This is a genomic window from Paraburkholderia sp. PREW-6R (genome assembly GCF_039621805.1).
GTDB lineage: Bacteria > Pseudomonadota > Gammaproteobacteria > Burkholderiales > Burkholderiaceae > Paraburkholderia.
The window spans coordinates 289811-316493 of record NZ_CP155073.1; the positions used below are offsets into that span (position 1 = coordinate 289811).

A 26683-nucleotide genomic window follows, 5' to 3' on the forward strand; every position below is an offset into this window, starting at 1 on the left:
GTAGCGATAGCGAACGCCGTGAGTCCGCTAGCGCGGCCCGTTGCGCGCGCGTTCGCTACAATGGCCGCTAATCCGATAACCAGATTACCGCGATCCTTGAACTACGACACTCCGCCCGGCCTTGAAGTCGCGGCAGGCAGCCAAGGCAAGATCGTCCGGCTCTCGGGCCAATGGACGGCGCTCGCGCTCGCGCGCGACCGCGCCACCGGCCACGTGATTCCGCTACTGCGCTCGCTGATCGGCGCGCAGGGCATTCGCCAGTGGGATCTGTCGCGCATCGACCGGATGGACCACGTCGGCGGTCAGGCGCTGTGGCGCGTCTGGGGCCACAAGATGCCGCCCGACACCGAGCTGACCGACACGCAGCGCGACATTTTCGAGCGTATCGCGCTGCTCGACACCGGGCGCGACGCGGCCGAGCCGGTGGTCCGTCTCGATCCCTTTACGCGTCTTGGGCTTGCGATCTTCTCGTTCTTCGAGCATCTGTACGGCGGCGTGGGCATGCTCGGGCGCGTCGTGCTCGATCTGTTCTCGATCGCGCGCAAACCGAATCTCATGCCGTGGACCGAGATATCGGCGAACATCTACAACGCCGGCACCAAGGCGCTGCCGATCACCGCGCTCGTCGCGTTTCTGATCGGCATCGTGTTGAGCTATCTGTCCGCGCAGCAGTTGCGGCTTTTTGGCGCGAACCAGTACATCGTCAATATTCTGGGTCTGTCGGTGATTCGCGAACTGGGGCCCGTGCTGGCCGCGATTCTGGTGGCGGGCCGATCGGGTTCGGCGATCACCGCGCAAATCGGCGTGATGCGCGTGACCGAGGAACTCGACGCCATGCGCGTCATGGGCATTCCGCACGGCCTGCGTCTGATCCTCCCGCGCGTGGTCGCGCTCGGCATTGCCATGCCGCTGCTCGTCATGTGGACCAATATCATCGCGTTGACGGGCGGCGCGCTCGCCGCGAAGATCGCGCTCGGCATCGACATGAACTATTTCGCGCGCGCGCTGCCGGGCGTCGTGCCCGTCGCGAATCTGTGGATCGGGCTGGGCAAGGGCGTCGCGTTCGGCATGCTGATCGCGATCGTGGGCTGTCATTTCGGTTTCCGTATCAAAGCCAACTCGCAGAGTCTCGGCGAGGGCACGACGACCTCGGTGGTGACTTCGATCACCATCGTGATTCTCGCGGACGCGGTGTTCGCGATTCTCTTTCAGAACGTGGGGCTCGGATGATCGCGCCGCTCACCCAGGCCGTACGCGGCCAGCCAATGCCTTGTATCGCCGAGCCGGTGATCGAAGTCGTCGACGTGACGAAGCGCTACGGCCGCAACATCGTGCATCAGCATCTGAATCTGGACGTGCGCCGCGGCGAGATCATGTCGATCGTCGGCGGGTCGGGTTCCGGCAAGACCACGCTCGTGCGGCAGATTCTCGGGCTCGAGAAACCGTCGTCGGGAACGATCAGGCTGTTCGGCGAAGACCTCGCGACGATCTCGCCCGAAACCGCGCTGCTGATGCGCAGCCGCTCCGGCATGCTGTTCCAGCGTGGTGCGCTGTTCTCGTCGCTGTCGGTGTTCGACAACATCGCGCAGCCGGTGCGTGAGCTCGGCAAGGTGCCGGAAGACCTGCTGCGCGACATCGTGATGCTCAAGCTGGAAATGGTCGGCTTGCCGTGCAAGCACGCGTCGAAAATGCCGTCGGCGCTGTCGGGCGGCATGATCAAGCGTGTCGGCATTGCGCGCGCGATCGCGCTCGAACCCGAACTGCTGTTTCTCGACGAACCGACTGCCGGCCTCGATCCTCAGGCCTCCGATGAATTCGTCGAACTTATCTCCGCGCTGCACCGCGCGCTCGGTCTGACGGTGGTGATGGTCACGCACGACCTCGACACCATGATCGCGCTGTCCACCCGCGTGGCCGTGCTCGCCGACCGCAAGGTGCTGGTTGCGGCGCCGGTCGAGGAGGCTGCGGGCGTCGATCATCCGTTCATCCGCGAGTACTTCCTCGGACTGCGCGGACGTCGCGCGCTACAGGCGCTGCCGCCCGAACGCCGTGCAAAGCTGCCGCGCGCGGCGCTCGAGCCGGCGTCGTCCGAATTGCCGCTGTGAAGCAGGGAAACCAGGGAACCTGACTATGGAAAACAAATCACATGCCTTCTGGGCAGGGCTCTTCACGATCGTCCTGCTGGTGGCGATCGCGGTGGCGGCTTTTTTGTTCAATGTCGACCGTTCCGTGCGAGTGCCGTACGATCTGCTTGCGCACACGAACGTGACGGGTCTCTACACCGACGCGGCGGTGCGCTATCGCGGGCTCGACGTCGGCAAGGTGCAGTCGATCAAATTCGATCCGGATCATCCGGGCCAGATTCTGATCCGCATTCTCGTCGACACCCACGCGCCGATTACCCATTCGACTTTTGGAAGCCTTGGTTTTCAGGGCGTGACCGGGATCGCCTTCATCCAGCTCGATGACAACGGCCGCGACACGACGCCGCTGGCGTCGTCGGCCAAGCAGGTGGCGCAGTTGCCGATGCGGCCGGGTCTGCTCGATCAGCTTCAGCAGCGCGGCGACGTGCTGCTGCGCAAACTCGAAAAAGTCACGGACGACGTGAATAATCTGCTGTCGCCGGAAATGGTCGCGCAATTGCAGGGCACGGCGGCAAGCATTCAGAAAGCCGCCGACGGCGTCGCCACGCTCAGCCAGCAAATGGCGCCCGCGGCAGGCAAGCTGCCGCACACGATAGATCAACTGGATCGCACGCTCGCGTCGACCAATCAGCTGATTACTTCGCTGAATCGCCCGGACGGTCCGTTCGAGACCAATCTGAACAAGGTCGGCACGGCGGCGCAGCAGGCGGGCGACGCGCTGGCGTCGATGAACGGCTCGCTGCAGGAATTGTCCTCGCGGGTTGGTTACGACACGTTGCCGCGCGTCAATTCGCTGGCCGAAGACGTGCGCTCCGCGGCCCGCTCGGTGGACCGCGCGGCGGACACGTTTAGCAACAATCCACGCAGCGTGCTGTTCGGCGCGCCCGTCGCGGCGCCGGGCCCGGGCGAGCCGGGATTCACGTGGCCGGCCGCCCGTGCCGCCGCGAAATGAAATTGATTTTTTGAATCGGCAGTTAGAGATTCGAAGGTTTGTGAAAGGAAGATTGTCATGTCACGTTTGACCCACCGATTGTTGTCCACGAGCGCCGGTTTGGCGGTGCTGCTCGCCTTCGGTCTGCTGGCCTCGGGCTGCGCAGGCACGCCCGCCGCGATCTCGGACATCCGCTACGACCTCGGGCCGCCGAGCCCGGCGGCGTCGGCCGGTGCGATGCCCGCCGTCAAAGTGCTGGACGTGGCCGCGCCGGACATGCTCGAAACCGACAAGCTGATGTACCGCCTCAGTTACGCCGACTCGCAGCAAACGGCCGCGTACGCGAACAGCCATTGGACCATGACGCCGTCGCAACTGCTGACGCAGCGTCTGCGTGGTGCGCTGAGCTCGCGCGGCACCGTGCTGACCGGCGCGGACGGCGTGTCCGCGCCGGTACTGAAAGTCGACCTGAGTGAGTTCGAGCAGGTTTTCGACAGCCGGTCGGAAAGCCATGCGTCAGTCACGGCGCGCGCCACGTTGATCCAGTCGGGCAAGGTGATCGGCCAGCGCACGTTCATCTCGCGCGCGCCGTCCAGTTCCGGAGACGCCGCCGGCGGCGCGCAGGCGCTGGCCGCCGCGAGCGACGATCTCGTCTCGCAGATCGGCGCGTGGCTCGGCGTGCAGGCGCTGGTCGCCGCGAAGTGACCGGCATGCAGCGCACGTTCCGGAGCGCTGCATGAGCGTCAAACCCTGGGCGCGCCGGCCATCGGCGCTTGCCCGGCAAGCGCTGCTGCTGTACACCGCGCTGATCGTCTACGGATCGTGGTATCCCTTCCAGGGGTGGCGCTCGCTTGGGATCGCGCCTTTCGCCTTTCTGTCCGACCCCATGCCGCAGTACCTGACGGCGTTCGACGTCGTCACCAACGTGCTCGGCTACATGCCGTTCGGCGCGCTGGTGGTGCTCGCGGTGTACCCGCGCTGGCGCGGCACGCTGGCTGTCGCGCTGGCGTTCGTGCTCGGCGGCATCCTGTCGTGCGTCATGGAGGCGGTGCAAACCTATCTGCCGACGCGCGTGGCATCGAATCTCGATCTGGCCGCCAATGCGCTCGGTGCGCTGCTCGGCGCGGCGATCATGTCGCCCGCGACCGGCGCGCTGCTCGACCGTGGCCTGCTGAGGCGTCTGCGGTTGCTGTGGTTCGAGCGCGAGAGCGCCGCGCTCGTCTGCCTGGTGGCATCGTGGCCCTTCGCGACGATGTATCCGGCCCCTCGCCTGTTCGGCCTCGGCAACTGGCCGCGCGCGCTGTGGCTGCGTTTCGACAGCACCACGCAGGACGCGCTGCTCGCCTTTGCGCCGCCTGCATGGCACGTCGGCGCGTGGCCGTCGCTGGTTTCCGCGCGTTTGCCCGAAAGCGTGTGGGAAGCGCTGATCACGACGCTCAATCTATCCGCTGCGCTCATGCTGGCTTCGCTGCCGGTGCGCCGTCACGCGCCGCGCGTGCGGTTATTGCTGGTGTTTATCGTCGCCACCCTGGTGGTGAAAGTCGGTGCCACGTTTCTGCAGTCCCAGTCGGGCCTCGCTTTCGACTGGGCAACGCCTGGCGCGCTGTGCGGCCTTGTCGCGGGCGCCGTTGCGGGCCTGTTGACGCTGCGTCTGCGGCGGCGTTCGCGCGCCGTCCTCGCCGGGGTCGCGCTGATCGTAGCGCTGGTGTTCGTCAACCTGTTACCGGTGAATCCGTATTTCGACGTGGTGCTCGCCGACTGGCGGCAGGGCCGTTATCTGCATTTCAACGGACTCGCGCACTGGCTTGCGTGGATGTGGCCGTATGCAGCGCTCGTGTGGCTCGGATATCTCGCCGAGCATGCGTGGCTCAGGCGGCGCATGAACCACGCGTGAACCATGCGTGAACCACGCGTGAACCCGCTTGCGCCGCGCCCATAGGGCACGCATGGTACACATCGGGCTGGCGGGACGTACCCGTCACACGCCGGCGAGACCTCCGTCGCATAGTGCGCGCCGGCAGCGACAGGCTGCCTCGCTCGCTATAATCGTCCGCATGGCACGGGCGCGCCGCCGGCCAGTCAGCGCCATTTCCCACCGTCACAGTCTCGCTCCGGACACCATGGACTCCTTCTACAAGTACCACGTCTTCTTCTGTCTCAATCAGCGCGATCCCGGCGCCGAGCGCCCGAGCTGCGCGAACTGCAACGCACAGGAAATGCAGGAGCATGCGAAGAAGCGCGTGAAGAAACTCGGCCTTGCCGGTCCCGGCCAGGTGCGTATCAACAAGGCCGGTTGTCTCGACCGTTGCGAACTCGGACCGGCGCTCGTCGTGTACCCGGAGGGCGTGTGGTACACCTACGTGGATGAGAGCGACATCGACGAAATCGTGGATTCACACCTCGTCAACGGCAAGATCGTCGAGCGTCTGAAAATCGATCAGTAAGCTTTTGCGATGAACATACACACAAAAAAATATCTGATCGACGGCCCGGTCGGCAAGATCGAGGTCGCGCTGGATCTGCCCGACGAGATGCGCGAGAACGGCGTCGCCCCGCGTGGTATCGCGCTGGTTGCGCATCCGCATCCGCTCTTTGGCGGCACGATGGACAACAAGGTTGCGCAGACGCTCGCGCGCACGCTCGTCCAGTTGAACTACGTGACGTATCGCGCGAATTTTCGGGGTGTCGGCGAAACGCAAGGTGAACACGACGCGGGCGTCGGCGAGCGCGACGATCTGCGCGCCGTACTGGATCACATGCGCGCTCAAGCCGGGCAGGCCGACTTGCCGCTCGTGCTCGCGGGTTTTTCGTTCGGCACCTTCGTGCTCTCACACGTTGCGCAGAAGCTGCGCGACGAAGGCGAGGCGATCGAGCGGATGGTATTCGTCGGTACGGCGGCAAGCCGCTGGGAAGTCGCGCCGGTTCCCGAAAACACGCTCGTGATCCACGGCGAAACCGACGACACGGTTCCCATTCAATCCGTGTACGACTGGGCGCGGCCGCAGGAGTTGCCGGTCGTCGTGATTCCAGGGGCAGAGCACTTCCTGCACCGCAAGCTGCATATCCTCAAGCGGATCATCGTGGACGCCTGGCGGTGAACGACCGCCTCCGCGTATTTTGCGGGGTACAGGTACGCGCAAACGTTAACTAATCGCTGCGCGCCGTGCAAAGTTGCCTGGTTAGCACGCGTATAATGAGCGCTCTTTTTTGGGCGCAGCACCGCCCGTCCGGCAGTTCGCGCGCCGCGTATCGTCATGTGCGCGCAGCGGTGCCGGAGTCAGCGCGTGCTGCGCGAACCGACCGCGTGGCCGGAAGTCCAACGGGCGCCGCGCCGTTTTTACGGCCCGATGCTCGCCGACCGGCTCTTCCAACTCTGCGCACTGCGCGCGATGTTTCTATCTGCACGAAATCGACCCTATGCGTTTCTCCACCTCCGGCCGCACGTCATTCCCTTCCTTTGCATCCTTCGCTCCTGTTTCCATTAGCCGTGCCGTCACGCTCGGCGTCGTGCTGCCCGCCACGCTCGTGGCGAGCACCGCGTTCGCGCAGGTGCCGCCGCCCGCAGTGAATGCACGCTCGTGGGTGCTCGTCGACGCCACCAGCAATCAGGTGCTTGCATCGGGCAATGCCGACGAGCGCGTGGAACCGGCGTCGCTCACGAAGCTGATGACCGCGTACCTCGTCTTCGAAGCACTGCAGACGAAGAAGATCACGATGGAACAGACCGTGATGCCGAGCGAAGCGGTGCGTCGCGTGCGCACGGACGAGTCGCGCATGTTCATCGAGGCGAACAAGCCGGTGACCGTGCACGATCTGGTGTACGGCATGATCGTGCAGTCGGGCAACGACGCGGCGATCGCGCTGGCGGAACTGGTCGGCGGCAGCGAGTCGCAGTTCGTCAACATGATGAACAAGGAAGCGCAGCGTCTCGGCATGACCCACACGCATTTCGCCGATGTGAACGGCATGCCCGACCCGCAGCACTACACCACGGCGGGCGATCTCGCGGTGCTGTCGGCGCGTCTGATCCGTGACTTCCCCGACTACTACAACATCTTCTCGGTGAAGGAATTCACGTACAACAAGATCAAGCAGCCGAACCGCAACCGTCTGCTGTGGATCGACCCGACGGTGGACGGCCTGAAAACCGGCCATACGCAAGCTGCCGGTTACTGCCTGATCGCGAGCGCGAAGCGTCCGCTGCCGGGCTCGAACGACGCGTCGCGCCGTCTCGTCTCGGTCATGATGGGCGAGACCAAGGAACACGACCGTGTGCAGGACAGCCTGAAAATGCTCAACTACGGCTACACCGCGTACGACACGGTGCGTCTGTACAAGGCGAATCAGGTGGTGGGCACGCCGCGCGTGTACAAAGGCTCGCAGGACACCGTGCAGATTGGCGTGAAGAGCGATCAGTACATCACCGTGCCAAAGGGCATGGGTGACAAGGTGAAGCCGCAGATCGAACAGATCGATCCGCTGATCGCGCCGATCGCGAACGGTCAGCAGGTCGGCACAGCCAAACTCGTGGCGGACGGCAAGGTGCTCGCGCAGTTCCCGATCGTGGCGTTGCAGGCGGTGCCGCAAGCCGGCGTAGTAGGCCGCGTGTGGGATTCGCTGATGCTGATGTTCAACAAGAAGAAGTAAGCGGCTGACGTAACGAGCCTTAATCTGCCTCGGCCTGGCATGCAGCGGCGCGCATTTCGCGCCGCTCCTGGCCGGTTCCGTCGGCAGGGTAGCAAGGAGCGAAAAGTGAATCCCGAGAAAACGTCATTGCTTGAGTTTCCGTGCGACTTTCCCATCAAGATCATGGGCAAGTCGGATCCGGAATTTGCCGACACGATTGTCGAAGTGGTGCGCCAGTTCGATGGTGCAGTCGATCCGGCCCGCGTCGAAACGAGGCCGTCAAGCGGCGGCAATTACACCGGCCTCACGGTCACCGTGCGCGCCACGAGTCAGGCGCAGCTGGACGATATTTACCGTGCGTTGACCGGGCATCCTATGGTCAAAGTGGTGCTGTAAAGGCACCTGTTGGAGTTTGTTTTACGGCGCGGCGCGCAATGCGTCCGCTGCCAGATCGGCGCTTGCTGTTGGTCCTGTTTCGCAAGCCAGATCGAATAACTGCTTGAACCGTCCCACCTCTTCGAATACCCAATCCCGGAACGCTTTGACCCGCGCGGTTTCCAGCATCTGCGGCGGGCAGATGAAGTAGTACTGCCACGGGCTCGGACCATCCACATCGAATAGCCGCACGAGACGGCCTGCCGCGACTTCATGCATGGCGAGCGAGCGGCGCGTGAGCGCGACGCCCTGCCCGTCGATCGCCGCCTGCAGCAGGTTCGACGAATCCTGGTACAGCACTCCGCGTTTGGGCTCCGGCCAGTCGGTAAGCCCGGCGGCGTCGAACCACGGACGCCAGAGCTCGTCGTCGGAACGTAGCAGCGGGACTTTAGCGAGGTCGGCGGGCGTTTGCGGCAGCTTGCCGCCGTTGAAATTCGGCGAGCAGGCCGGAAAGAAGATCTCCTCCAGCAGAAGCTCGGCGTGCAGCCCCGAGTATTTACCGAAGCCGAAGCGGATCGCGGCGTCCACGTCGTCGCGTGCAAAGTCGGTGAGCGCATTGGTGGACAGCAGCTCCAGGTCCCATTGCGGGTTCGCCTCGATAAAGCTGCCGATGCGCGGCGTCACCCAGCGCGCTGCAAACGACGACAGCATGGACACTACGAGCCTCCGTTCGCGGTCGCCGGCGCGAATTTCGCGGGTCGCTTCGGCGAGCGACATCAGCGCGCTGCGCACTTGCGTGGCATAGCGGCGGCCGGCCTCGGTGAGCCGCACGCGCTTGCCGTCGCGGGCAAAAAGCGACGTACCCAGCTCGGCCTCCAGCGCGCGAATCTGATGGCTGACCGCGCCGTGCGTGACGAACAATTCGTCCGCGGCGCGCGAGAAGCTTTCGTGGCGAGCAGCGGCCTCGAATGCCTTGATCGCGTTCAAAGGCGGCAGTTGACGAAGGTCCATCGCAAAATTTCTCACATAGCAGTGAAAATAGATCGTTTGGTATCAGCCCTTGCTACGCCTAGGATTGTAGTCACGAAACGACTTTTGGCGAGGGCATTATGCGAGAAATTTCCTCTAGCATTGGCTTTGAATTGCGCAGCGGCGAGACCATTCCGCTGAAGGTGGCGCGCAGCACCCGGCTCGTCGTACGCGGCGGCGCAGTGTGGGTCACGCGCAGCGACGACACCGAGGACTACTGGCTCCAACCGGGCCACACGTTGCGCCTGCGTTGCGGCGAGCGGCTTTGGCTCAGCGCCGAGGGCGACACATTGGCGAAAGTGTCGTTTTCCGTGCCCACGCGTTGCGACGAGCGCGCGCTGAACTGGTTTGCGCGGATCGGCGAACGGCTGGCGGCGCGTTTGCGCGGCGGATGGCGGACGGTTTGAAGTCTGGCGGCGGCGCGTCCGTGCGGAAACGGCGTGCAAGCGCATGTCCCGAAGCATTGACTCGATTGCGGGCCGCGGTTTCTAGCGATGGTGGCCGTTGTCGACTCAGCTAACGGCCGGCGCGCAAGCGAACTTGTCACGGCGCGCCGGGTCTGCCCTTCCACGCGGTCATGCGCGATTGGCCGCACGTCGGCGCGGTTTCCCAGATTTCGGTAAACTGTGGTGATCATGTCGTCCACTCCGGTTCCACCGTCCTCCCCGCCTGATGCAGCGCCCGTCACATTGCGCTGGCTTGTCAACGAACCCTATCAATCGAGCTTCGACGCGATGCGCGCGTTCACGGACGAACGCACCGCCGACACCCCGGATGAGATCTGGCTGGTCGAGCATCCTCCGGTTTTCACGCTTGGCCAGGCCGGCGACCCGGCGCACCTGCTGGCGGCCGACAGCGGCATTCCTCTGGTCAAAGTCGATCGTGGCGGACAAATCACCTATCACGGGCCGGGGCAGGTGGTGGCTTACCTGTTGATCGACTTGCGGCGCCGCAAGCTGATGGTCCGCGAGATGGTCACGCGCATCGAGCAGGCGGTGATCGACACCCTCGCAGCGTATAATCTCGCCGGAGAACGCAAGGCGGGCGCGCCGGGCATTTATGTCGCGCCGGGTCCACGGGCCGGGCAGCATGCCGGCGCCAAGATCGCCGCGCTGGGTCTGAAAATCCGCAACGGCTGCAGCTATCACGGTGTGAGCCTGAACGTGAACATGGATTTGAAGCCGTTCCTCGCGATCAATCCATGCGGCTACGCGGGGCTCGAAACTGTCGATATGGCAACGCTTGGCGTGACCGCCGACTGGGACGACGTGGCCCGTACCTTTGCAGCCCGTCTCACCGCAAACCTCGACGGCAGTGCCGCGGCCGTCGCCCAACCACAGGCTGGTGCGCTCACCGCCTGAATGGATCGAACGAATGACTGACGTTACCGCGAACCTCGCAGCTGTTCCTGCTCCCGACGCCATGCCGGCGCCCGCCGCCTACGACGCCACCGCGAAGCAGAAGGCACAAGCCAAAACCGCTCGTATTCCAATCAAGATCGTTCCGATCGAAAAGCTGAAAAAGCCGGACTGGATCCGCGTCAAGGCGGCGACCGGCAATTCGCGCTTCTACGAAATCAAGCAGATCCTGCGTGAGCACAATCTGCATACGGTGTGCGAAGAGGCGAGCTGCCCGAACATTGGCGAATGCTTCGGCAAGGGCACCGCCACGTTCATGATCATGGGCGACAAGTGCACGCGCCGCTGCCCGTTCTGCGACGTAGGCCATGGCCGGCCCGATCCGCTGGATCCGGAAGAGCCCGGCAATCTCGCGCGCACCATCGCCGCGCTCAAGCTGAAGTATGTCGTGATCACGAGCGTCGACCGTGACGATCTGCGCGACGGCGGCGCGGCTCACTTCGTTGAATGTATTCGCCAGACGCGCGAGCTGTCGCCGGAAACGCGCATCGAGATTCTGACGCCGGATTTCCGCGGGCGTCTGGATCGCGCCATCGGCATCCTGAACGCCGCGCCGCCCGACGTGATGAACCACAATCTCGAAACGGTGCCGCGTTTGTACAAGGAAGCGCGTCCGGGTTCCGACTACGCTCATTCGCTGAAGCTGCTGAAAGACTTCAAGGCGCTGCATCCCGACGTCGCGACGAAGTCCGGTTTGATGGTCGGCCTCGGCGAGACCGAAGAAGAAATTCTGCAGGTGATGCGCGATCTGCGCGAGCACGACGTGGACATGCTCACGATCGGCCAGTATCTGCAGCCTTCGGAGCACCACCTGCCGGTGCGCGCCTATGTGCATCCGGATACGTTCAGGATGTACGAGGAAGAAGCGTACAAGATGGGCTTTACGCATGCCGCAGTGGGCGCGATGGTTCGTTCGAGCTATCACGCTGATTTGCAGGCTCACGGCGCCGGCGTAGTTTAACGGCCGAAGCTTTTAATGGTGGTTCGAGAAAGGAAGCCCGCAATTGCGGGCTTCCTTTCATTTCGGAGTCCGACAGCGGCGCAAGCGCGACCGGTGTCGCCGATTGACCGGTGACACGCTCGTAGAAACCGGACGATCGCGTGAACCGCTAGGCGAGCACGATCTCGTCGAGCTTCTTCTTCAATGGTGAAAAGTCAGCAGCTTCGGCCGCTTTCCTGTTCGTGACCAGCACGTCGATCCGCTCGACCGGACAGTACGAGATGCGGCTACGCTGGCCGATCTTGCTGAAGTCGGCGAGGATCACCACCCGGTCCGCATTCGCGACCATCGCGCGCGCCACCTCCGTCTCCGCGTGATCGTAGCTGGTCGCGCCGTGCCGGTGATCGACGCCCACGGGCGAGAGCAGCGCCATGTCCGCCCGATACCGTTGAATGTCGAGCACGGTGGTCGCGCCGGTCGTCGCCATCACGCGATCGCTGATGGAGCCGCCGAGCAGAATGACTTCGTTTGCACTGTCAGCCTGGTCGCCCGCGCCACGCATTTTCAGCGCGACGTCGATCGAGTTGGTGACGATCGTCAGGTTCGCCAGTTTCGCCAGTTCTTCGGCGAGCGCCGTGGTCGTGGTCCCGGCGTCGATGAAAAGCGTCTGGCCGCTCGCGACCAGACCGGTTGCCGCTTTGGCGATGGCCGTCTTGAACTTGACGCGCATATGGGCGCGCTCGGCGATCGGTGCCTCGTCGGCCGGCCTGATGGCGCCGCCATGCACACGCCGCAGTTCGCCGAGCGCTTCGAGGTCGAGCAGATCGCGCCGCACGGTTTCGCGCGACACGCCGAGATCCGCCATGATCCGTTCAGTGGATACCCGCTGCAACGTGGAAAGCAACGCGCGAATTCTCTGATGACGATCCTCCTGCCACATACCTGTTTTCCTGGTGACGAGCGCGCGTCCGACCGACTGGACGCGACCTGTTTCGAATCCAACATCGTTGGCACGGATGTGTGTCCCGACGATGTCAAGCGTACTACCAGGACCCGATTGTGTTGTATTTTTTTGGCAGCTTGCAAGTTTGTGTATTTGAACTTAGCCTTCGCAGTTCAAAAGCGCGGTGCCTGTTCTGGACGGCGACCGGGCGCGTGTCGAGAGCATAATCATTCGCTCTATCTGAAAGGTAACGAGACGTGGGAAACGGGACTGATCGCGCTTTATCCGCACACTGGCCGTATCCGCCACTCGTCGCGCATCGCTGCGGCGGCACGCTGGCACCCGAGAACACCCTGGCCGGCTTCGACGCCTGCGTCCGTCATGGCTATCGCATGGTCGAATTCGACGCCAAGCTTTCCGCCGACAATCAGCTCTTCCTGCTCCACGACGACACACTCGAGCGAACCACCAACGGCCACGGTGCCGCCGCCGACCACACGTGGGCGCAACTCGCGCCGCTCGACGCCGGCGTGTGGTTCGGCCCGCAGTTCGCGGGCACACGGTTGCCGACGCTCGCCGACGCGGCCGGGCGCTGCGCCCGTGACGGCATTGCGGCGAACATCGAAATCAAGCCCTGTCCCGGTCGCGACGAGATCACCGGCCGTCTGGTCGCGCGCGGCGCGCTGACCTTGTGGGAAGGACTCACGCCGCCGCTGCTGTCGTCATTTTCATTCGACGCGCTCGCCGCCGCGCGCGAGGCCGCGCCGTCGCTCGAACGCGGCATGCTGTTCGAAGAAGTGCCCGCGGACTGGCTGCGCATCGTGCGCGAACTGGAGTGCGTGTCGCTGCATGCGAGCCACCGCCACCTGAGCGAAGCGCTCGTCGCCGGGATACACGCAGCCGGTTTGCGCGTGCTGGCCTATACGGTGAACGACCCGGAGCGCGCGCGCCTGCTCGCCCAATGGGGCGTCGACATGATTTGTACAGATCGGATCGATACACTGCATCCCGACATGCTGTCTGCGCCGCCGAACCCCGCTTGAAACGGCACCGCGGCGCAGATCGCGAAGTACGTCACCGTGTGTCCTGAGGCTCGAACCAGAAATTTTCCAAACGTAGCAACTTAGGCAGAGGATGGGAACACCATGAACCGCACTGCGTTAGCTCGTGCAGTAACCCGCGTACTTTCGATGTCGGCGGTGGCGGGCGTTGCCTCAGCCGTCGCAAGCAGCGCGTCGGCCGCGTCGCTCGACGCACTGGTGGCCGCCGCGAAGCAGGAAGGCCAGCTTACCGTGATCGCGCTGCCGCACGACTGGTGCAACTACGGCGAACTGGTCGCCGGGTTCGGGAAGAAGTACGGCATCAAGATCAACGAGTTGAATCCGGATGCGGGGTCGGGCGACGAGGTCGAGGCCATCAAGGCGAACAAGGGCAACAAAGGCCCGCAGGCGCCCGACGTGATCGACGTGGGCTTGTCCTTCGGCCCCTCCGCGAAGGCCGAAGGCCTGCTGCAGCCGTACAAGGTAGCGTCGTGGAACTCGATCCCCAAGGAGAACAAGGACGCCGACGGCTATTGGTATGGCGACTATTACGGCGTGCTGTCGTTCGAAGTCAACAGCGACATGATCGACAAGGCGCCGTCCGACTGGAGCGATCTGCTCAAGCCCGACTACAAGAACGCGGTGTCGCTCGCCGGCGATCCGCGCTCGGCAAACCAGGCGATTCAGGGCATCTACGCGGCCGGGCTGTCGCAGAGCAAAGGCGACGCGAGCAAGGCCGACCAGGCCGGTCTGAAGTTCTTCGCCGACCTGAACAGGAACGGCAACTTCGTGCCGGTGATCGGCAAGGCGGCGTCGCTCGCGCAAGGCACTACGCCGATCATCGTTCGCTGGGACTACAACGCGCTGGCCGACCGCGACACGCTGAAGGGCAATCCGAAGGTTCAGGTCGTGATTCCGAAGACAGGGGTCGTGGCCGGGGTATATGTGCAGGCGATCAGCGCCTATGCGCCGCATCCGAACGCGGCCAAGCTGTGGATGGAGTACCTGTATTCCGACGAAGGGCAGATTGGCTGGTTGAAGGGCTACTGTCATCCGATGCGCTATAACGAACTGGTGACGGGCAAGAAGGTGCCGCAAGCGCTGCTCGACAAGCTGCCGCCGCCGTCGGCCTATAAGAGCGTGGTATTCCCGACGCTGTCCCAGCAGGACGCCACCAAGGAAGCGGTGACGAAGCAGTGGGACTCGGTGGTCGGCGCGAACGTCAAGTAAGCGGCGGGCGTGCGCAAACAGGTGCGTGCGTTGAGCCGCATTCAGTGCACACGCCGCGGCCGTCGAACAACGTGACGTGAAGTCATGCAGGTCATCGAGCTTCGAGGATGAGCTATGAGCGCTCCACCAGATGCCGGGTCAGTGCCGCCCGAGTTGTTGGCGCCAACCGTGCCAGGCCCGACGCCTCGCGTCGACGGTCCGGGTCGCGCGTCGCCGTTCCTCGCGTGGATCGGCGTGGTGCCGTTCTTTGTCTTCGCGCTGCTGTTCCTCATTCTGCCGACCGGCTTCCTGATGGTCGGCGCATTCCAGGACGCGCAAGGCCATTTCACGCTTGCCAATTTCCGTGACCTGCTTCAGCCAACCGTACTCGACGCCTACTGGATCAGCTTCAAGGTGAGTGCGGCGTCGTCGTTCGGCGGCGCGATCATCGGCTCGCTGCTTGCATGGGCGGCGGTGCAAGGCAAACTGCCGGGCTGGATTCGTCCGACGCTGATGACCTTTTCCGGCGTCGCGTCGAATTTCGCCGGCGTGCCGCTCGCGTTCGCTTTCATTTGTACGCTGGGGCGCGTCGGGCTCGTCACCGTGTTGCTGAAGAAGTACCTCGGCTTCAATCTGTACTCCACCGGCTTCAGCATTCTGAGTTTTTCCGGCCTGACGCTCACGTACCTGTACTTCCAGATTCCGCTGATGGTGCTGATCGTCACGCCCGCGCTCGACGGTCTGAAACGCGAATGGCGCGAGGCCTGCGACTGTCTCGGCGGCACGCCATCCCAATACTGGCGTTACGTAGCGCTGCCGGTGCTGTGGCCGAGCATTCTGGGCGCGGCGCTGCTGCTGTTCGCCAATTCGTTCGGCGCTGTGGCGACCGCCTATGCGCTCACCGGCAGTTCGCTGAACATCGTCACGATCCTGCTGTACGCGCAGATTCGCGGCGACGTGATGCACAACCAGAACCTCGGCTACGCGCTTGCGCTCGGCATGGTGCTCGTGACGGGCCTCTCGAACGGCGGCTACATCTGGCTGCGCTCGCGCGCCGAAAGGGGACGTGGATGAAGAATCAGTCTCGCGTGGGAGCGTGGACCGCGATCATCGTCGGTTCGCTGTACTTCCTGATTCCGTTGGTCGCGACCTTCGAATTCAGTCTGCGTATGAAGCGCGGCACGTACAGTTTCGAAGCGTATCGCGTCGTGCTCGGCGATCCGCGTTTTCAGGCGTCGTTCGGCTACTCGATTCTGATGGCGCTGCTGACGATCGTGGTCGGCGTGCTGCTGGTCGTGCCGACTGCGTACTGGGTGCAGTTGCGTTTGCCGAAGCTGCGGCCGGTCGTGGAATTCGTCACGCTGTTGCCGCTCGTGGTGCCTGCAATCGTGATCGTGTTCGGATATCTGCGCATCTACAACAGCAGTTCGATTCTGCCGCTCACCGGCAACGAACGCGCAACCGATCTGCTGCTCGTATTCGGCTACGTGACGCTCTCGTTGCCGTACATGTACCGCGCCGTGGACGCCGGACTGCGCGCCGTCGACGTGCGCGCGCTAACCGAAGCCGCCGAATGCCTCGGCGCGAGCTGGCCGACCATTCTCTTCAAGGTGATTTTCCCGAACATCCGCTCGGGCATCCTGTCCGGCGCGTTTCTCACGTTCGCCGTGGTGATCGGCGAATTCACGTTGGCGAGCCTGCTCGACCGGCCTGCGTTCGGGCCGTACCTCCAGTTGATCGGCGCGAACCGCGCGTATGAACCGTCCGCGCTCGCGATCATCGCGTTCGTGATTACGTGGGCGTCGATGGGACTGATCCAGGTATTTGGCTCGGCTCGCGCATTGAGCGGCCAGAAGCTGTGAGGCATGAGTTCGGCGCAATGAGTGGGACTGACTAAGGCAGCGAATCATGGCATTCCTCGAAATCGAAAATCTGCACAAAGCGTTCGGTGCGAATACGGCGCTGCATCACTTCGACATGAAGATCGAGCGCGGCGAGTTCATCACGTTTCTCGGACCCTCGGGTTGCGGCAAGACGACGGTGCTGCGCATGATCGCCGGGTTCGAAACGCCGACGCGGGGCGTCATCCGGCTGGACAACAGGGACGTCACGCATGTGCGCACGCGGCAACGCAAAGTGGGCATGGTGTTTCAGTCCTACGCGCTGTTTCCGAACATGACCGTGGCGGAGAACATCGGCTTCGGGCTGAAAATCGCGCGCCGGCCGCAGGCGGAGATCAGCCAGCGCGTGGAGGAAATGCTGCAACTGATCAAGCTCCCGCAGCTTGGCGGACGTTACCCGTGGCAACTGTCCGGCGGCCAGCAGCAGCGCGTGGCGTTGGCGCGCGCGCTCGCCGGCAAGCCGCAGGTGTTGTTGCTCGACGAACCGCTCTCCGCGCTCGACGCCAAAATCCGCATCTCGTTGCGCCAGGACATTCGCGCGTTGCAGCGCGAACTGGGGATCACGTCGATTTTCGTCACGCACGACCAGGAAGAGGCGCTGTCCATTTCCGACCGGATCGTCGTGATGAACGAAGGGCGGGTCGAGCAGGTCGGCTCGCCTTCGGAGATCTATAACTATCCGCGCACGCGTTTTGTTGCATCGTTCGTCGGCACGCTGAATATTCTGTCGGGGCAGGTGGTCGATCCGGCGACCGGCCGGATGGCGGTGGACGGTCAGGAACTCACCACCACGCAGACACTCGCCGCTGACGACGCGGGCAAGAAACGCCTGCTCGCGCTGCGTCCCGAGGCGATCGTACTGGAACCGGCCGCGCCCGGCCGTAACACGCTGAACGCGACGGTCGAGGAGGTGAATTTTCTCGGCGCGGTGGTGCGAATCAGAACGCGCGTGAAGGACGCTGTCATTTCCCTCGACGTGTTCAACGACCCGAATCGCGGCTTGCCGGAGCGGGGGCAGCCCGTGTCGCTCGGCTTCTCGCATGACAATCTGCTGGTGCTGGAAGAGGGCAGTGTGTGAGGGCTGTAAGCAGCGTGCCTCGCATGTCGACGGCGGCGAGCGTCGCGCAAGCGATTTAGCGCATCATTCGCGCCGTAAAGCCTTCGGGTATTCCCGCGCATGCGGCTCATCGCGATTCCAGTTATCCCGACAACGCTCGTCCGGATTTCCGGAATCCCGGACAGACGACGTGTCGAGTCGTCAAAAAAGCCATAAGAATCAATGAGCCGTGCTGGCGATACGGCTGGCATCGACCTTGCAAAACAAGCGCTGCGGCCGCAACGGTCCGACAACTAAAGCAAGGAGACAACGATGTCCGATTTCCCTTCCCGGTATTTCTGAATTCGTCGTCTTGTCGCGGTCTGATCGCGTGCACAGGCAGGACGATCATTCGTTCGCATGATGCGCGGCGTGGCAGGCCATGAGCTCATCCATATCGCAGGAACCATCGTGAAGAAACCTATCCACAAAGTGCTGTACGTCCAGGTGATCGTGGCGATTCTTATCGGCATCGCGCTCGGGCACTTCTATCCGAATCTCGCCGTCGACATGAAGCCGCTGGGCGACGGCTTTATCAAGCTGATCAAGATGGTGATCGGGCCGATCATCTTCTGCACGGTGGTGACCGGCATCGCCGGCATGGAGGACATGAAGAAGGTCGGGCGTGTGGGCGGCAAGGCGTTGCTGTATTTCGAGATCGTCTCCAGTTTCGCGCTGGTGCTCGGCCTGATCGCGACGCACGTGCTGAAACCGGGCGTGGGCTTCAACATCGACCCGGCGACGCTCGACGGCAAGGCCGTCGCGTCGTACGCCGCGAAGGCGCATGGGCAGACGACCGTGGACTTCCTGATGCATATCATTCCGGACACGCTGTCTTCGGCTTTCGCGCAAGGCGAAATCCTGCAGATCCTGCTGATCGCGCTGCTGTTCGGCGCGGTGCTGGCAACGGCGGGTGAACGCGGCAAGGTCGTCACGAACTTTATCGAGGGCCTCTCGCACGTCCTGTTCGGTATCGTGCGGATCATCACGAAGCTGGCGCCGATCGGCGCATTCGGCGCGATGGCGTTCACGATCGGCAAGTACGGCATCGGCTCACTGCTGCCCATGCTCAAACTGATCGGGACGTTCTATCTGACCTCGATCGTGTTCGTGGTGGTCGTGCTGGGCATCATCGCGCGTGCGGTGGGCTTCAACATCCTGCGCTTTGTTGCGTACATCAAGGAAGAAATGCTGATCGTGCTCGGTACGAGTTCGTCGGAAGCCGCGCTGCCCCAGTTGATGCTGAAACTGGAAAAGCTCGGCTGCTCGCGCTCCGTAGTGGGCCTTGTCGTGCCGACCGGCTATTCGTTCAATCTCGACGGCACGAACATCTATATGACGATGGCCGTGCTCTTCATCGCCCAGGCGACCAACACCGATCTGTCGTGGACACAGCAGCTCACGCTGCTGGCGGTGACCATGCTGACCTCGAAGGGCGCGAGCGGCGTGACCGGCGCGGGTTTCATCACGCTGGCCGCCACGTTGGCCGTGGTGCCGACCATCCCGCTGTCGGGCATGGTGCTGATTCTCGGCATCGACCGCTTCATGAGCGAGTGCCGTGCGCTGACGAACATCGTCGGCAATGGCGTGGCGACGGTCGTGGTGTCCGCATGGGAAAAGGAACTGGACCGCGACAAGCTGAATGCCGCGCTGCGCGGCAACGTGCCGGTGAAGGAGCCGGCGCGCGTCTAGGCCTGCGGTTTTCAGAGCGTGGACCCTGGCCGCGGCCACCTGCGCATGAATCGCGTGGACGCGTGCCCAACCCCCACGCCGTCGGCCGATGAAGCTCGGGCCGGCGGCGTGCCGCCTTATGCCACAATATCCGATCCCCACAGATTGGACATTGCCAACGTGACGCGCCGCCTGTTGATCCTCATCGCGCTCGTCGCCGGGCTCGTGGCGGCGTGCGGTCTGACCTATAGCGTGGCGTGGCAAAGCGGCATCGACAGTCTGCGGCGCAACGCCGCGGTGCGCGTGGATCGCACCGCGAGCGCCCTGAAAAGCACACTCGAGCGTTACGAGTCGCTGCCGTATCTGCTGGCCGAGCATCCTATCGTGCAGGACGTGCTGGTCAATCCCACACCCGCCAACGTCCGGCGCGCCAATCTCTACCTCGAAGACCTCAACCGCCACGCGCGCGCCACCGTCACGTATGTGATTCCGGTCGACGGCAATTGCGTTGCTGCGAGCAACTGGCAGGGGCCGGGCAGTTTCATCGGCGCGGGCTATCAGTTCAGGCCGTATTTCGTCGATGCAATCAAAGGCGGCGTGGGCCGCTTCTTCGGCATCGGCACGATTTCACAGGCGCCCGGTTACTACATTTCGCAACCCGTGAGACGCGACGGCAAGATTGTCGGCGTGGCGGTCGTCAAGCTCGATCTCGAATGGTTTCAGGGCGTGGACGTCGCCGAGCCGCTCGTCGTGACCGACGATCATGGCGTGATTTTCCTGTCGTCCGTTCCGGCATGGAAGTACCACACGATCCGGCCGCTCTCCGGCCGGGTGGCCGATTCGATCTACCAGGCGCGCCAGTATGCGCAGCAGCCGATTGCGCCGCTGCCGGTGTCGATCGAACGCACGCTGGAGGGCAACGCGCAGATCGTGCGCATCGGCGGCGGCCGTTATGCGCCGCGTTACCTCGCGTCGCAACGCGGGATGGGCGAGCCGGACTGGCATCTGATCACCATGGCGCCCGTCAGCGCCGTGGACGCCGATGCGCGCAAGGCCACCCTCGTCACCGCTTGCGGTTATGTGTCGCTGGTGCTGCTGGCGTTCTACTGGCGCATGCGGCGTGCGCGGGTGCGCGAAGTGATGAAGAGCCGCGCGTTGCTGCAAAAAGCGTATGCGGAACTGAACCGGCGGGTGGCGGAACGCACGGCGGATCTGTCGCAGGCCAATGAGCAACTGCAAAGGGAAGTGGCCGAGCGCACGCGCGCCGAACAGGAGTTGCGCGCGGCGCACGACGAACTGGTTCAGGCAAGCAAGCTGGCGGCGCTCGGACAGATGGCGGCCGGCATCACGCATGAACTGAATCAGCCGCTCGCGGCATTGCGCGGCTTCTCCGACAACACGCGCGTGCTGCTAGAACGTGGCGACCAGGCGTCGGCGCGAGAGAATCTCGAAGCGATTGCGGCGCTCACCGAGCGGATGGGCAAGATCACGAATCAGCTCAAGCTGTTCGTCGGGCGGGCCCGGCCACGCAACGCTCGCGCATCCGTGGTGCGCGCGCTGCGCAACGTGGTGGCGTTGCTGCAAAAACGCCTGCAAGGGGTCGAACTGGACTTCACCTTGTACGAGCCCGAGCGCGGTACGCGCACGCCGCTTCTTCTTGCGAACGACCATCCCGAACTGATCGCCCATTGCGACGACCTGCGTCTCGAACAGGTGCTGATCAACCTGCTCGGCAATGCGCTCGACGCCACCTCGGATGAGGTCCCGCCGCGCATTTCACTCGAAGTGGAAGTGAGCGAAGCGAGCCTGTCGTTCAACGTGACCGACAACGGACCGGGGATTGCCGACGATGTACTGCCGCGCCTTTTCGAGCCGTTCTTCACGACGAAGGAAATGGGCCAGGGCCTGGGTCTTGGGCTGGCGATTTCGTCGTCGATCGCGCGGGATTGCGGCGGCTCGCTCGTGGCGCGCAATGCGCCCGCGGGCGGCGCATCATTCGTGTTGACGTTGCGCCGCGCCCGCGTGCCGACGAGCCACACCACGGACCCGCTGACCACGGGTTCCTGAATCAGACGGGAACGACATGGTGAATCACGGCCTGCAAGTGCTGTATATCGAAGACGACGAACTGGTGCGGCGCGCCAGCGTCCAAAGCCTGCAACTGGCGGGCTTCGACGTGGTTGGCCATGCGTCGGCGGAATCGGCTGCCAGGACGATCAATGCGGACTTCTCCGGCGTGATCGTCAGCGATATCCGTCTGCCGGGTGCGAGCGGTCTCGAACTGCTGGCGCAATGCCACGAGCGCGCGCCGGACGTGCCGGTGATTCTCGTCACAGGTCACGGCGATATTTCGATGGCCGTGCAGGCCATGCGCGACGGCGCTTACGATTTCATCGAAAAGCCGTTCGCATCCGAGCGTCTGATCGAAACGGTGCGGCGTGCGTTGGAGCGTCGCACACTGCTGCTGGAAAACCTTGCGCTGCGGCGCGAACTGGCCGGGCAGAACGCGGTGGCGCCGCGCATCATCGGCAGGAGCCCGGCCATCGAGCAGGTGCGCCGTCTGATCGCGAACGTCGCGCCGACGGATGCGTCGGTACTGATCAATGGCGACACGGGGGCGGGTAAGGAACTGATTGCGCGCAGCCTGCATGAGTTGTCGCCACGGCGGGACAAGCCGTTTATCGCGGTGAATTGCGGCGCGCTGCCGGAGCCGATGTTCGAGTCCGAAATGTTCGGCTATGAACCCGGCGCTTTTACGGGTGCGGCGAAGCGTCGGATCGGCAAACTCGAACATGCGTCGGGCGGCACCCTCTTTCTCGATGAAATCGAGAGCATGCCGCTCGCTTTGCAGGTCAAGCTGCTGCGTGTGTTGCAGGACGGCGTGCTGGAGCGCCTCGGCTCGAATCAGCCGATCCGCGTGAATTGCCGCGTGGTGGCCGCGGCGAAAGGCGATATGGCCGAGCATGTTGCGGACGGCTCGTTCCGCCGCGATCTGCTGTACCGGTTGAACGTGGTGACGATCGCATTGCCGCCGTTGAGCGAGCGCCGCGAAGATATCGTGCCGCTTTTCGAACATTTCCTGCTGGACGCGGCCGTGCGCTATCAGCGTTCCGCGCCGATTCTCACCGACCGTCAGCGTGCCAGCCTGATGCAACGCGACTGGCCCGGCAACGTGCGGGAGTTGCGCAATGCCGCCGATCGCTTTGTGCTCGGCATCGCCGACGACCCGGTCATGTCGTTCGGCGACGAGAGTGCGGCGGCGCAGCCATTGAAGGAGCGCGTCGAGCAGTTCGAACGGGCGGTAATCGCGCAAGCTTTGGAGCAGGCGGGCGGAGCGGTGGCACTTGCCGCGGATCGCTTGCAACTCGGCAAGGCGACGCTCTACGAGAAGATCAAGCGATATGGCCTTGCAGCCAAAGGGGAAGGGGAGCGGTGAAAACTTGACGCGCCGGCCTGAACTTGCCGGCGCGCTTGAATCGGACGACGGACGCGCGCGTGCTGAAGCGGTTCAGGTGCTCAGACCGGCTTCAGCGCTTTTTCCAGCAGCTGATCGAGTTCCGCGAACTGCGGCTCGCCCACGTAGCGCTTGAGAATCCTGCCGTCTTTGTCGACGAGGAACGTGGTCGGCGTGAGTTGCACATTGCCGAACTGTTTCGCAGCCGAGCCGTCGTCCATCGCAACCTTGAACGGCAACTGACGTGTCTGCGTGTAATTCGTCACGTACATGGGCGCGTCGTAGTTCATCGCCACTGCGACGAACTCCAGACCCTGGCCCTTGAAGCGGTTATACGTCTGGACCATTTGCGGCATTTCCTTCATGCACGTATCGCAACTGGTCGCCCAGAAGTTGACGAGATAGACCTTGCCTTTCAGGTCGGCCGTCGAGATTTTCTGACCGGACAGAAGAGTGAAAGTGGCCTCCGGTACGCGCTGTTGGCCGGCGAATGCGAAATAGCCGGCGATGGCAATGGCAATCGCCACGATCGCGCCGATGATGTAGCGAACCGGATTCGCGCGCCGGGCAGAGCCGGACCCGGTGGATACGCTGGACACTGTGGTGCTCATGAGCGGGACCTCGAAATTCGCGCGTTGCGCGCGGGACAGTACGCCGGTTCGTGCGTTGGGCCGGTGCCGGGTAGAGCCGCTATTGTAGTCGTATTCTGGCGGCGCGGCAGGAGTGCGGCCAGGACGGATAATAGGGTTTCGCGTCACTTTCAACTCTTTTAATAGCTGAATTTTTGTTCCCATGTTCCGAATTGCTCGTGTCATTTATGCGTTTCAACGTGTTGCCCGACTGTCGACTCTCCTGTTATCCGGCGGCAGCCTCCGTCACGGGTCCATCGGCTTCCGGCGGCGTTCAGCGCCGGTAGTCACCTTTGAAGTGGCCTCGCGCCCCATGTCACGGCCCGTGCGGCTCGGCGCCACGCTGTGCGCTGCGCTGGTGCTGGGCGCCGCACTCACTGCCTGTTCGCCGACGTTCGACTGGCGGACCATCATGAACGACGACAACGGTTATACCGTCGACCTGCCTGCCAAGCCGGGCAACGACCGGCGCGACGTGCAGATAAACGGCATGCCGATGCAAATGGCGATGCAAACCGCCGAAGCCGGCGATGCCGTCTTCGCGGTCGGCACGATCATGCTTCCCAACGACAGCGAAGCCACGCAACGCGCGGCGCTCGACTTTCTGCGCACCGGACTCGCGCGCAATGTGGGCGCCGCGCCGGATGCTCGTGCGGTGCAGATTCCGCTCGCAGCGGGCGGCAAGGTGCTGGGCCTGGAAATGACGCTCAAAGGCGAGGCCGGCTCAAAGCACGAGTCGCGGACGGTCTACGCACGCCTTGTCGCGCGAGGCCGACACGTGTACCAGGCCGCTATCATCGCGGCCGGACCCTTGCCGCAGGAACAGATCGATCAATTTTTCTCGTCGTTTCAGATATTTTGAAGCGGTATGTTTGACCGATTTTGCGCGTGACTGGACTGCCCGGATAGTGAAGGCTCTTTCATAGCATTGCGCGCTAATTGCCGGTTTACGTTGAAGTTTTGGACTCGTCCACAGCGCCTGTGGATAACTCTGTGCAGAACTTCATTTCAACGGGCGCAAATGCCCATCCGGTGGGGCTCCTGTCAGAACTCATGCAGTTCTCTCCGTTTAAAAAAGCCAATTGAATCAATGCCTTTGGTTTGCACCTTTCGCTAAGCCTTTCAGATGTTTCAAAATTTGTATGGAACGTTAGAGTGTGCATAAGTCAAGTCTTGACAGTAGATTTTTCGCTTCATAGACCAGTGAATGCACGCCGATATTGAATGGCTTCTCCAACCTGCGCAGCGCTTGGCATGGCTGCGCCTGCAAGGTCCGCGATGCTGCGCGCAACCTTAAGAACGCGGTAATAGGCCCGGGCTGACCAGCCAAAGCGTTCGCCGGCTTCGCGCAACAGCGCCTCGCCTGCAGAATCGGGCCGGCAAACCTCATCGACCTCGCGCCCTCCGAGTTCGCGATTGGTTTTGCCCTGCCGCGCCAGTTGCCGCTCGCGCGCGATGCTTACGCGCTCTGCAATCGCCGCGCTGCTCTCCCCTGTGGACGCGGCGCGCGCCGACAGTTCCGCTGGCGTCAGAGCCGGAATCTCGATCTGGATGTCGATGCGATCGAGCAGCGGACCTGACAGTTTGCGCAGATACCGCGCCGCAATGTCCGGCGTGCAGCGGCACCGGCCGTTCGGATCGCCGCGCCATCCGCACGGACACGGATTCATGGCCGCGATCAACTGGCAGGCTGCGGGGAAATCCGCCTGCAATGCGGCACGTGAAATGGTGATGCGCCCCGCTTCCAGCGGCTCGCGCAGGGTCTCCAGTACGTTGCGGTCGAATTCAGGAAGCTCATCCAGAAAAAGTACCCCAAGGTGCGCCAGCGTGATTTCGCCCGGCTGCGGCGGATTGCGTCCGCCCACCAGCGCTGCCGCGCTCGACGAATGATGCGGTGACCTGAAAGGCCGCCGCCGCCAGTGGGACGGGGAAAATCCCAGCCGGCTCGCGGAGAGCAGCGCGGCGGAGCTGAGCGCTTCATCGTCTGTCATGGACGGCAGCAGGCCGGGCAGACGCGCGGCAAGCATCGACTTGCCCGCGCCAGGCGGACCGACCAGCAACACGTGATGCCCGCCGGCTGCCGCAACTTCCAGCGCGCGCCGCGCGCCGCGCTGACCGATGACGTCGCACATATCGGGGACCGGCGCGCACGCATCGGCCGCGGGGTCCGGCGCGGCGACAGGGGAGAGGCGCGCATCGGGCGCGCCGGCCAGATGCGCGCACAGCGACGGCAGATCGGCGGCGCCATAGACATCGACGCCCGGGACCAGCGCCGCCTCCGACGCGCTGGCGGCGGGAAGATACAACTGCGGCGTCGACCACGCGGACGGTGCGTCCCCGACAGGGCACCGCTCTCCGTGATCCGCACGCGACAACTGCGACGCGGTGTCCGACGCAATGCCCAATGTGTTGCTTGTCGGAGCGCCTGCGCGCGCCGTCCCGCACGCCATTGCAAACGCACCGCGCATGGGCCGAAGCGCGCCGGTCAGCGATAGTTCGCCGGCAAATTCACGATGGAGCAGCGAGTCGGCAGGAATCTGCCCGCTGGCCGCAAGGATGCCCAGCGCAATCGGCAGATCGAATCGGCCTGACTCCTTGGGCAGGTCGGCCGGAGCAAGATTGACGGTGATCCGGCGTACCGGAAAGTCATAGCCACAGTTTTGCAGCGCCGCGCGCACGCGCTCGCGGCTTTCGCGCACTTCGAGATCGGGTAATCCGACAATCGAGAAGGAGGGCAGACCGTTGGCGAGGTGGACCTCGACGGTTACTTCAGGCGCGCGGCCAGCGGCCGGCGCGCGACTGCGCACCACGGCAAGCGACATGTTTTCTCCCGTCGGACCGTCGCGCAAGACGTGCGGATCCCCTTAACACACTGATGACGTCACGGCTCGCTTGCCAGTGATGTACAGCTAGCGCAGCTTGATTCGCTGCGCGGAGCACGCCTCGCTCAAGGCGTCTGCGTCGGCACCGGCAGCTTCTGTTCGAGCTCGGCCACGCGGCGCTCCAGTTCTTCGAGGCGCGCACGGGTGCGCACCAGAACCTGGGTCTGGGTATCGAACTCCTCGCGCGTGACCAGATCGAGCTTCGAGAAGCCTTGCGACAGCATGGCCTTCACATTGCGTTCGACATCTTTGGCCGGCGAGTTCTTGAAGAGCTCGCTCATGCGCGCCTGGAAGTCATTAAAAACGTCGTTCGGTTGTTTCATGGTGTCCTCTTGTTGCACAAGATTTGTGCGTGTTTCGTTACGTCTGTGCTTTGTTACGGAGAATGAGCGTTC

At 63.6% G+C, this 26683-nt stretch carries 26 protein-coding genes; 21 read left to right on the forward strand and 5 right to left on the reverse strand.

Features of this window, described 5'->3' with window-relative positions; genetic code table 11:
• Positions 1-96 precede the first annotated feature (96 nt).
• From AAGS40_RS01270 to AAGS40_RS01310, 9 genes are all read left to right on the forward strand, one after another.
• Positions 97-1230, forward strand: a complete 1134-nt coding sequence (locus AAGS40_RS01270) for an ABC transporter permease (protein ID WP_345812661.1) — start codon at positions 97-99, stop codon at positions 1228-1230.
• Complete coding sequence (locus tag AAGS40_RS01275; RefSeq protein WP_345812662.1) at positions 1227-2105, forward strand: ATP-binding cassette domain-containing protein; 879 nt, start codon at positions 1227-1229, stop codon at positions 2103-2105. The genes AAGS40_RS01270 and AAGS40_RS01275 overlap by 4 nt, the downstream gene beginning before the upstream one ends.
• 25 nt (positions 2106-2130) lie before the next feature.
• Entirely contained in the window at positions 2131-3096 is a 966-nt protein-coding gene (locus AAGS40_RS01280; protein ID WP_345812664.1) for an MlaD family protein, read from the forward strand.
• A gap of 57 nt (positions 3097-3153) precedes the next feature.
• The gene (locus tag AAGS40_RS01285; protein WP_345812665.1) at positions 3154-3780 is read left to right on the forward strand and encodes an ABC-type transport auxiliary lipoprotein family protein; all 627 of its coding nucleotides are present in this window, start codon (positions 3154-3156) and stop codon (positions 3778-3780) included.
• Positions 3781-3811: 31 nt separating this feature from the next.
• Positions 3812-4969: a VanZ family protein gene (locus AAGS40_RS01290; RefSeq protein ID WP_345812667.1), complete on the forward strand. Its 1158-nt coding sequence runs from the start codon at positions 3812-3814 to the stop codon at positions 4967-4969.
• A 226-nt stretch (positions 4970-5195) separates the two neighbouring features.
• On the forward strand, positions 5196-5519 hold the full coding sequence (locus tag AAGS40_RS01295) for a (2Fe-2S) ferredoxin domain-containing protein (RefSeq protein ID WP_345812668.1): 324 nt from the start codon (positions 5196-5198) through the stop codon (positions 5517-5519).
• A gap of 9 nt (positions 5520-5528) precedes the next feature.
• Positions 5529-6173: an alpha/beta hydrolase gene (locus AAGS40_RS01300; RefSeq protein WP_345812669.1), complete on the forward strand. Its 645-nt coding sequence runs from the start codon at positions 5529-5531 to the stop codon at positions 6171-6173.
• 319 nt (positions 6174-6492) lie between these two features.
• Complete coding sequence (locus AAGS40_RS01305) at positions 6493-7722, forward strand: D-alanyl-D-alanine carboxypeptidase family protein (protein WP_345812670.1); 1230 nt, start codon at positions 6493-6495, stop codon at positions 7720-7722.
• Between the two features lie 105 nt (positions 7723-7827).
• Positions 7828-8097 (forward strand): DUF493 family protein, encoded by a 270-nt coding sequence (locus tag AAGS40_RS01310; RefSeq protein ID WP_345812671.1) that lies wholly within the window; start codon positions 7828-7830, stop codon positions 8095-8097.
• Positions 8098-8118: 21 nt separating this feature from the next.
• Here AAGS40_RS01310 and AAGS40_RS01315 read toward each other — a convergent pair whose 3' ends face one another.
• Entirely contained in the window at positions 8119-9087 is a 969-nt protein-coding gene (locus AAGS40_RS01315) for a transcriptional regulator GcvA (RefSeq protein WP_345812673.1), read from the reverse strand.
• Between the two features lie 98 nt (positions 9088-9185).
• Between AAGS40_RS01315 and AAGS40_RS01320 the strand changes: the two genes are divergently transcribed.
• From AAGS40_RS01320 to lipA, 3 genes are all read left to right on the forward strand, one after another.
• Positions 9186-9512, forward strand: a complete 327-nt coding sequence (locus tag AAGS40_RS01320; protein WP_345812675.1) for a DUF2917 domain-containing protein — start codon at positions 9186-9188, stop codon at positions 9510-9512.
• 228 nt (positions 9513-9740) lie between these two features.
• Positions 9741-10466: a lipoyl(octanoyl) transferase LipB gene (lipB, locus tag AAGS40_RS01325; protein ID WP_345814454.1), complete on the forward strand. Its 726-nt coding sequence runs from the start codon at positions 9741-9743 to the stop codon at positions 10464-10466.
• 13 nt (positions 10467-10479) lie between these two features.
• Positions 10480-11484, forward strand: a complete 1005-nt coding sequence (gene lipA, locus AAGS40_RS01330) for a lipoyl synthase (RefSeq protein ID WP_345812676.1) — start codon at positions 10480-10482, stop codon at positions 11482-11484.
• Between the two features lie 148 nt (positions 11485-11632).
• On the opposite strand, the gene AAGS40_RS01335 is transcribed toward lipA, so the two are convergent.
• Positions 11633-12403 carry a DeoR/GlpR family DNA-binding transcription regulator gene (locus AAGS40_RS01335; RefSeq protein ID WP_345812677.1) on the reverse strand — a complete coding sequence of 257 codons (771 nt, stop codon included), beginning with the start codon at positions 12401-12403 and terminating at the stop codon, positions 11633-11635.
• A 260-nt stretch (positions 12404-12663) separates the two neighbouring features.
• Here AAGS40_RS01335 and ugpQ point away from each other — a divergent pair, with 260 nt between their 5' ends.
• The 8 genes from ugpQ to AAGS40_RS01375 all read left to right on the forward strand — a co-directional run bounded on the left by ugpQ (position 12664) and on the right by AAGS40_RS01375 (position 22759).
• Positions 12664-13449, forward strand: coding sequence for a glycerophosphodiester phosphodiesterase (gene ugpQ / locus AAGS40_RS01340; RefSeq protein WP_345812678.1), 786 nt, complete (start codon positions 12664-12666; stop codon positions 13447-13449).
• Positions 13450-13551: 102 nt separating this feature from the next.
• Positions 13552-14676: an ABC transporter substrate-binding protein gene (locus AAGS40_RS01345; RefSeq protein WP_345812679.1), complete on the forward strand. Its 1125-nt coding sequence runs from the start codon at positions 13552-13554 to the stop codon at positions 14674-14676.
• A gap of 114 nt (positions 14677-14790) precedes the next feature.
• Positions 14791-15729 (forward strand): ABC transporter permease subunit, encoded by a 939-nt coding sequence (locus tag AAGS40_RS01350; RefSeq protein WP_345812680.1) that lies wholly within the window; start codon positions 14791-14793, stop codon positions 15727-15729.
• A complete protein-coding gene (locus AAGS40_RS01355; protein WP_345812681.1) occupies positions 15726-16517 on the forward strand; it encodes an ABC transporter permease in 792 nt (263 codons plus the stop codon). The genes AAGS40_RS01350 and AAGS40_RS01355 overlap by 4 nt, the downstream gene beginning before the upstream one ends.
• A 46-nt stretch (positions 16518-16563) precedes the next feature.
• Positions 16564-17634 carry an ABC transporter ATP-binding protein gene (locus AAGS40_RS01360; RefSeq protein ID WP_345812682.1) on the forward strand — a complete coding sequence of 357 codons (1071 nt, stop codon included), beginning with the start codon at positions 16564-16566 and terminating at the stop codon, positions 17632-17634.
• Positions 17635-18063: 429 nt separating this feature from the next.
• Entirely contained in the window at positions 18064-19344 is a 1281-nt protein-coding gene (locus AAGS40_RS01365; RefSeq protein WP_345812683.1) for a dicarboxylate/amino acid:cation symporter, read from the forward strand.
• Positions 19345-19389: 45 nt separating this feature from the next.
• Complete coding sequence (locus AAGS40_RS01370; protein ID WP_345812684.1) at positions 19390-21390, forward strand: ATP-binding protein; 2001 nt, start codon at positions 19390-19392, stop codon at positions 21388-21390.
• A gap of 16 nt (positions 21391-21406) precedes the next feature.
• Positions 21407-22759 (forward strand): sigma-54 dependent transcriptional regulator, encoded by a 1353-nt coding sequence (locus AAGS40_RS01375; protein ID WP_345812685.1) that lies wholly within the window; start codon positions 21407-21409, stop codon positions 22757-22759.
• An 80-nt stretch (positions 22760-22839) separates the two neighbouring features.
• Here the strand turns inward: AAGS40_RS01375 and AAGS40_RS01380 are convergent, their stop codons facing one another.
• Complete coding sequence (locus AAGS40_RS01380) at positions 22840-23388, reverse strand: TlpA disulfide reductase family protein (RefSeq protein ID WP_345812686.1); 549 nt, start codon at positions 23386-23388, stop codon at positions 22840-22842.
• 331 nt (positions 23389-23719) lie between these two features.
• On the opposite strand from AAGS40_RS01380, the gene AAGS40_RS01385 reads away from it, so the two are divergent.
• A complete protein-coding gene (locus AAGS40_RS01385) occupies positions 23720-24268 on the forward strand; it encodes a hypothetical protein (RefSeq protein WP_345812687.1) in 549 nt (182 codons plus the stop codon).
• A 331-nt stretch (positions 24269-24599) separates the two neighbouring features.
• Here the strand turns inward: AAGS40_RS01385 and AAGS40_RS01390 are convergent, their stop codons facing one another.
• Positions 24600-26228 carry a YifB family Mg chelatase-like AAA ATPase gene (locus tag AAGS40_RS01390; RefSeq protein WP_345812688.1) on the reverse strand — a complete coding sequence of 543 codons (1629 nt, stop codon included), beginning with the start codon at positions 26226-26228 and terminating at the stop codon, positions 24600-24602.
• Between the two features lie 125 nt (positions 26229-26353).
• The gene (locus tag AAGS40_RS01395) at positions 26354-26611 is read right to left on the reverse strand and encodes an accessory factor UbiK family protein (protein ID WP_345812690.1); all 258 of its coding nucleotides are present in this window, start codon (positions 26609-26611) and stop codon (positions 26354-26356) included.
• Positions 26612-26683 lie beyond the last annotated feature (72 nt).

Bases quoted from the DNA above. Each gene is read 5' to 3' on its own strand.
- AAGS40_RS01320 (WP_345812675.1), top strand. From the start codon at position 9,186: ATGCGAGAAATTTCCTCTAGCATTGGCTTTGAATTGCGCAGCGGCGAG.
- AAGS40_RS01290 (WP_345812667.1), top strand. From the start codon at position 3,812: ATGAGCGTCAAACCCTGGGCGCGCCGGCCATCGGCGCTTGCCCGGCAA.
- AAGS40_RS01345 (WP_345812679.1), top strand. From the start codon at position 13,552: ATGAACCGCACTGCGTTAGCTCGTGCAGTAACCCGCGTACTTTCGATG.
- AAGS40_RS01335 (WP_345812677.1), bottom strand. From the start codon at position 12,403: ATGTGGCAGGAGGATCGTCATCAGAGAATTCGCGCGTTGCTTTCCACG.
- AAGS40_RS01305 (WP_345812670.1), top strand. From the start codon at position 6,493: ATGCGTTTCTCCACCTCCGGCCGCACGTCATTCCCTTCCTTTGCATCC.
- AAGS40_RS01355 (WP_345812681.1), top strand. From the start codon at position 15,726: ATGAAGAATCAGTCTCGCGTGGGAGCGTGGACCGCGATCATCGTCGGT.
- AAGS40_RS01390 (WP_345812688.1), bottom strand. From the start codon at position 26,228: ATGTCGCTTGCCGTGGTGCGCAGTCGCGCGCCGGCCGCTGGCCGCGCG.
- AAGS40_RS01370 (WP_345812684.1), top strand. From the start codon at position 19,390: ATGAATCGCGTGGACGCGTGCCCAACCCCCACGCCGTCGGCCGATGAA.
- AAGS40_RS01360 (WP_345812682.1), top strand. From the start codon at position 16,564: ATGGCATTCCTCGAAATCGAAAATCTGCACAAAGCGTTCGGTGCGAAT.
- lipA (WP_345812676.1), top strand. From the start codon at position 10,480: ATGACTGACGTTACCGCGAACCTCGCAGCTGTTCCTGCTCCCGACGCC.
- AAGS40_RS01295 (WP_345812668.1), top strand. From the start codon at position 5,196: ATGGACTCCTTCTACAAGTACCACGTCTTCTTCTGTCTCAATCAGCGC.
- AAGS40_RS01395 (WP_345812690.1), bottom strand. From the start codon at position 26,611: ATGAAACAACCGAACGACGTTTTTAATGACTTCCAGGCGCGCATGAGC.
- AAGS40_RS01300 (WP_345812669.1), top strand. From the start codon at position 5,529: ATGAACATACACACAAAAAAATATCTGATCGACGGCCCGGTCGGCAAG.
- lipB (WP_345814454.1), top strand. From the start codon at position 9,741: ATGTCGTCCACTCCGGTTCCACCGTCCTCCCCGCCTGATGCAGCGCCC.
- AAGS40_RS01280 (WP_345812664.1), top strand. From the start codon at position 2,131: ATGGAAAACAAATCACATGCCTTCTGGGCAGGGCTCTTCACGATCGTC.
- AAGS40_RS01275 (WP_345812662.1), top strand. From the start codon at position 1,227: ATGATCGCGCCGCTCACCCAGGCCGTACGCGGCCAGCCAATGCCTTGT.
- AAGS40_RS01385 (WP_345812687.1), top strand. From the start codon at position 23,720: ATGTCACGGCCCGTGCGGCTCGGCGCCACGCTGTGCGCTGCGCTGGTG.
- AAGS40_RS01315 (WP_345812673.1), bottom strand. From the start codon at position 9,087: ATGGACCTTCGTCAACTGCCGCCTTTGAACGCGATCAAGGCATTCGAG.
- AAGS40_RS01285 (WP_345812665.1), top strand. From the start codon at position 3,154: ATGTCACGTTTGACCCACCGATTGTTGTCCACGAGCGCCGGTTTGGCG.
- AAGS40_RS01375 (WP_345812685.1), top strand. From the start codon at position 21,407: ATGGTGAATCACGGCCTGCAAGTGCTGTATATCGAAGACGACGAACTG.
- AAGS40_RS01380 (WP_345812686.1), bottom strand. From the start codon at position 23,388: ATGAGCACCACAGTGTCCAGCGTATCCACCGGGTCCGGCTCTGCCCGG.
- AAGS40_RS01350 (WP_345812680.1), top strand. From the start codon at position 14,791: ATGAGCGCTCCACCAGATGCCGGGTCAGTGCCGCCCGAGTTGTTGGCG.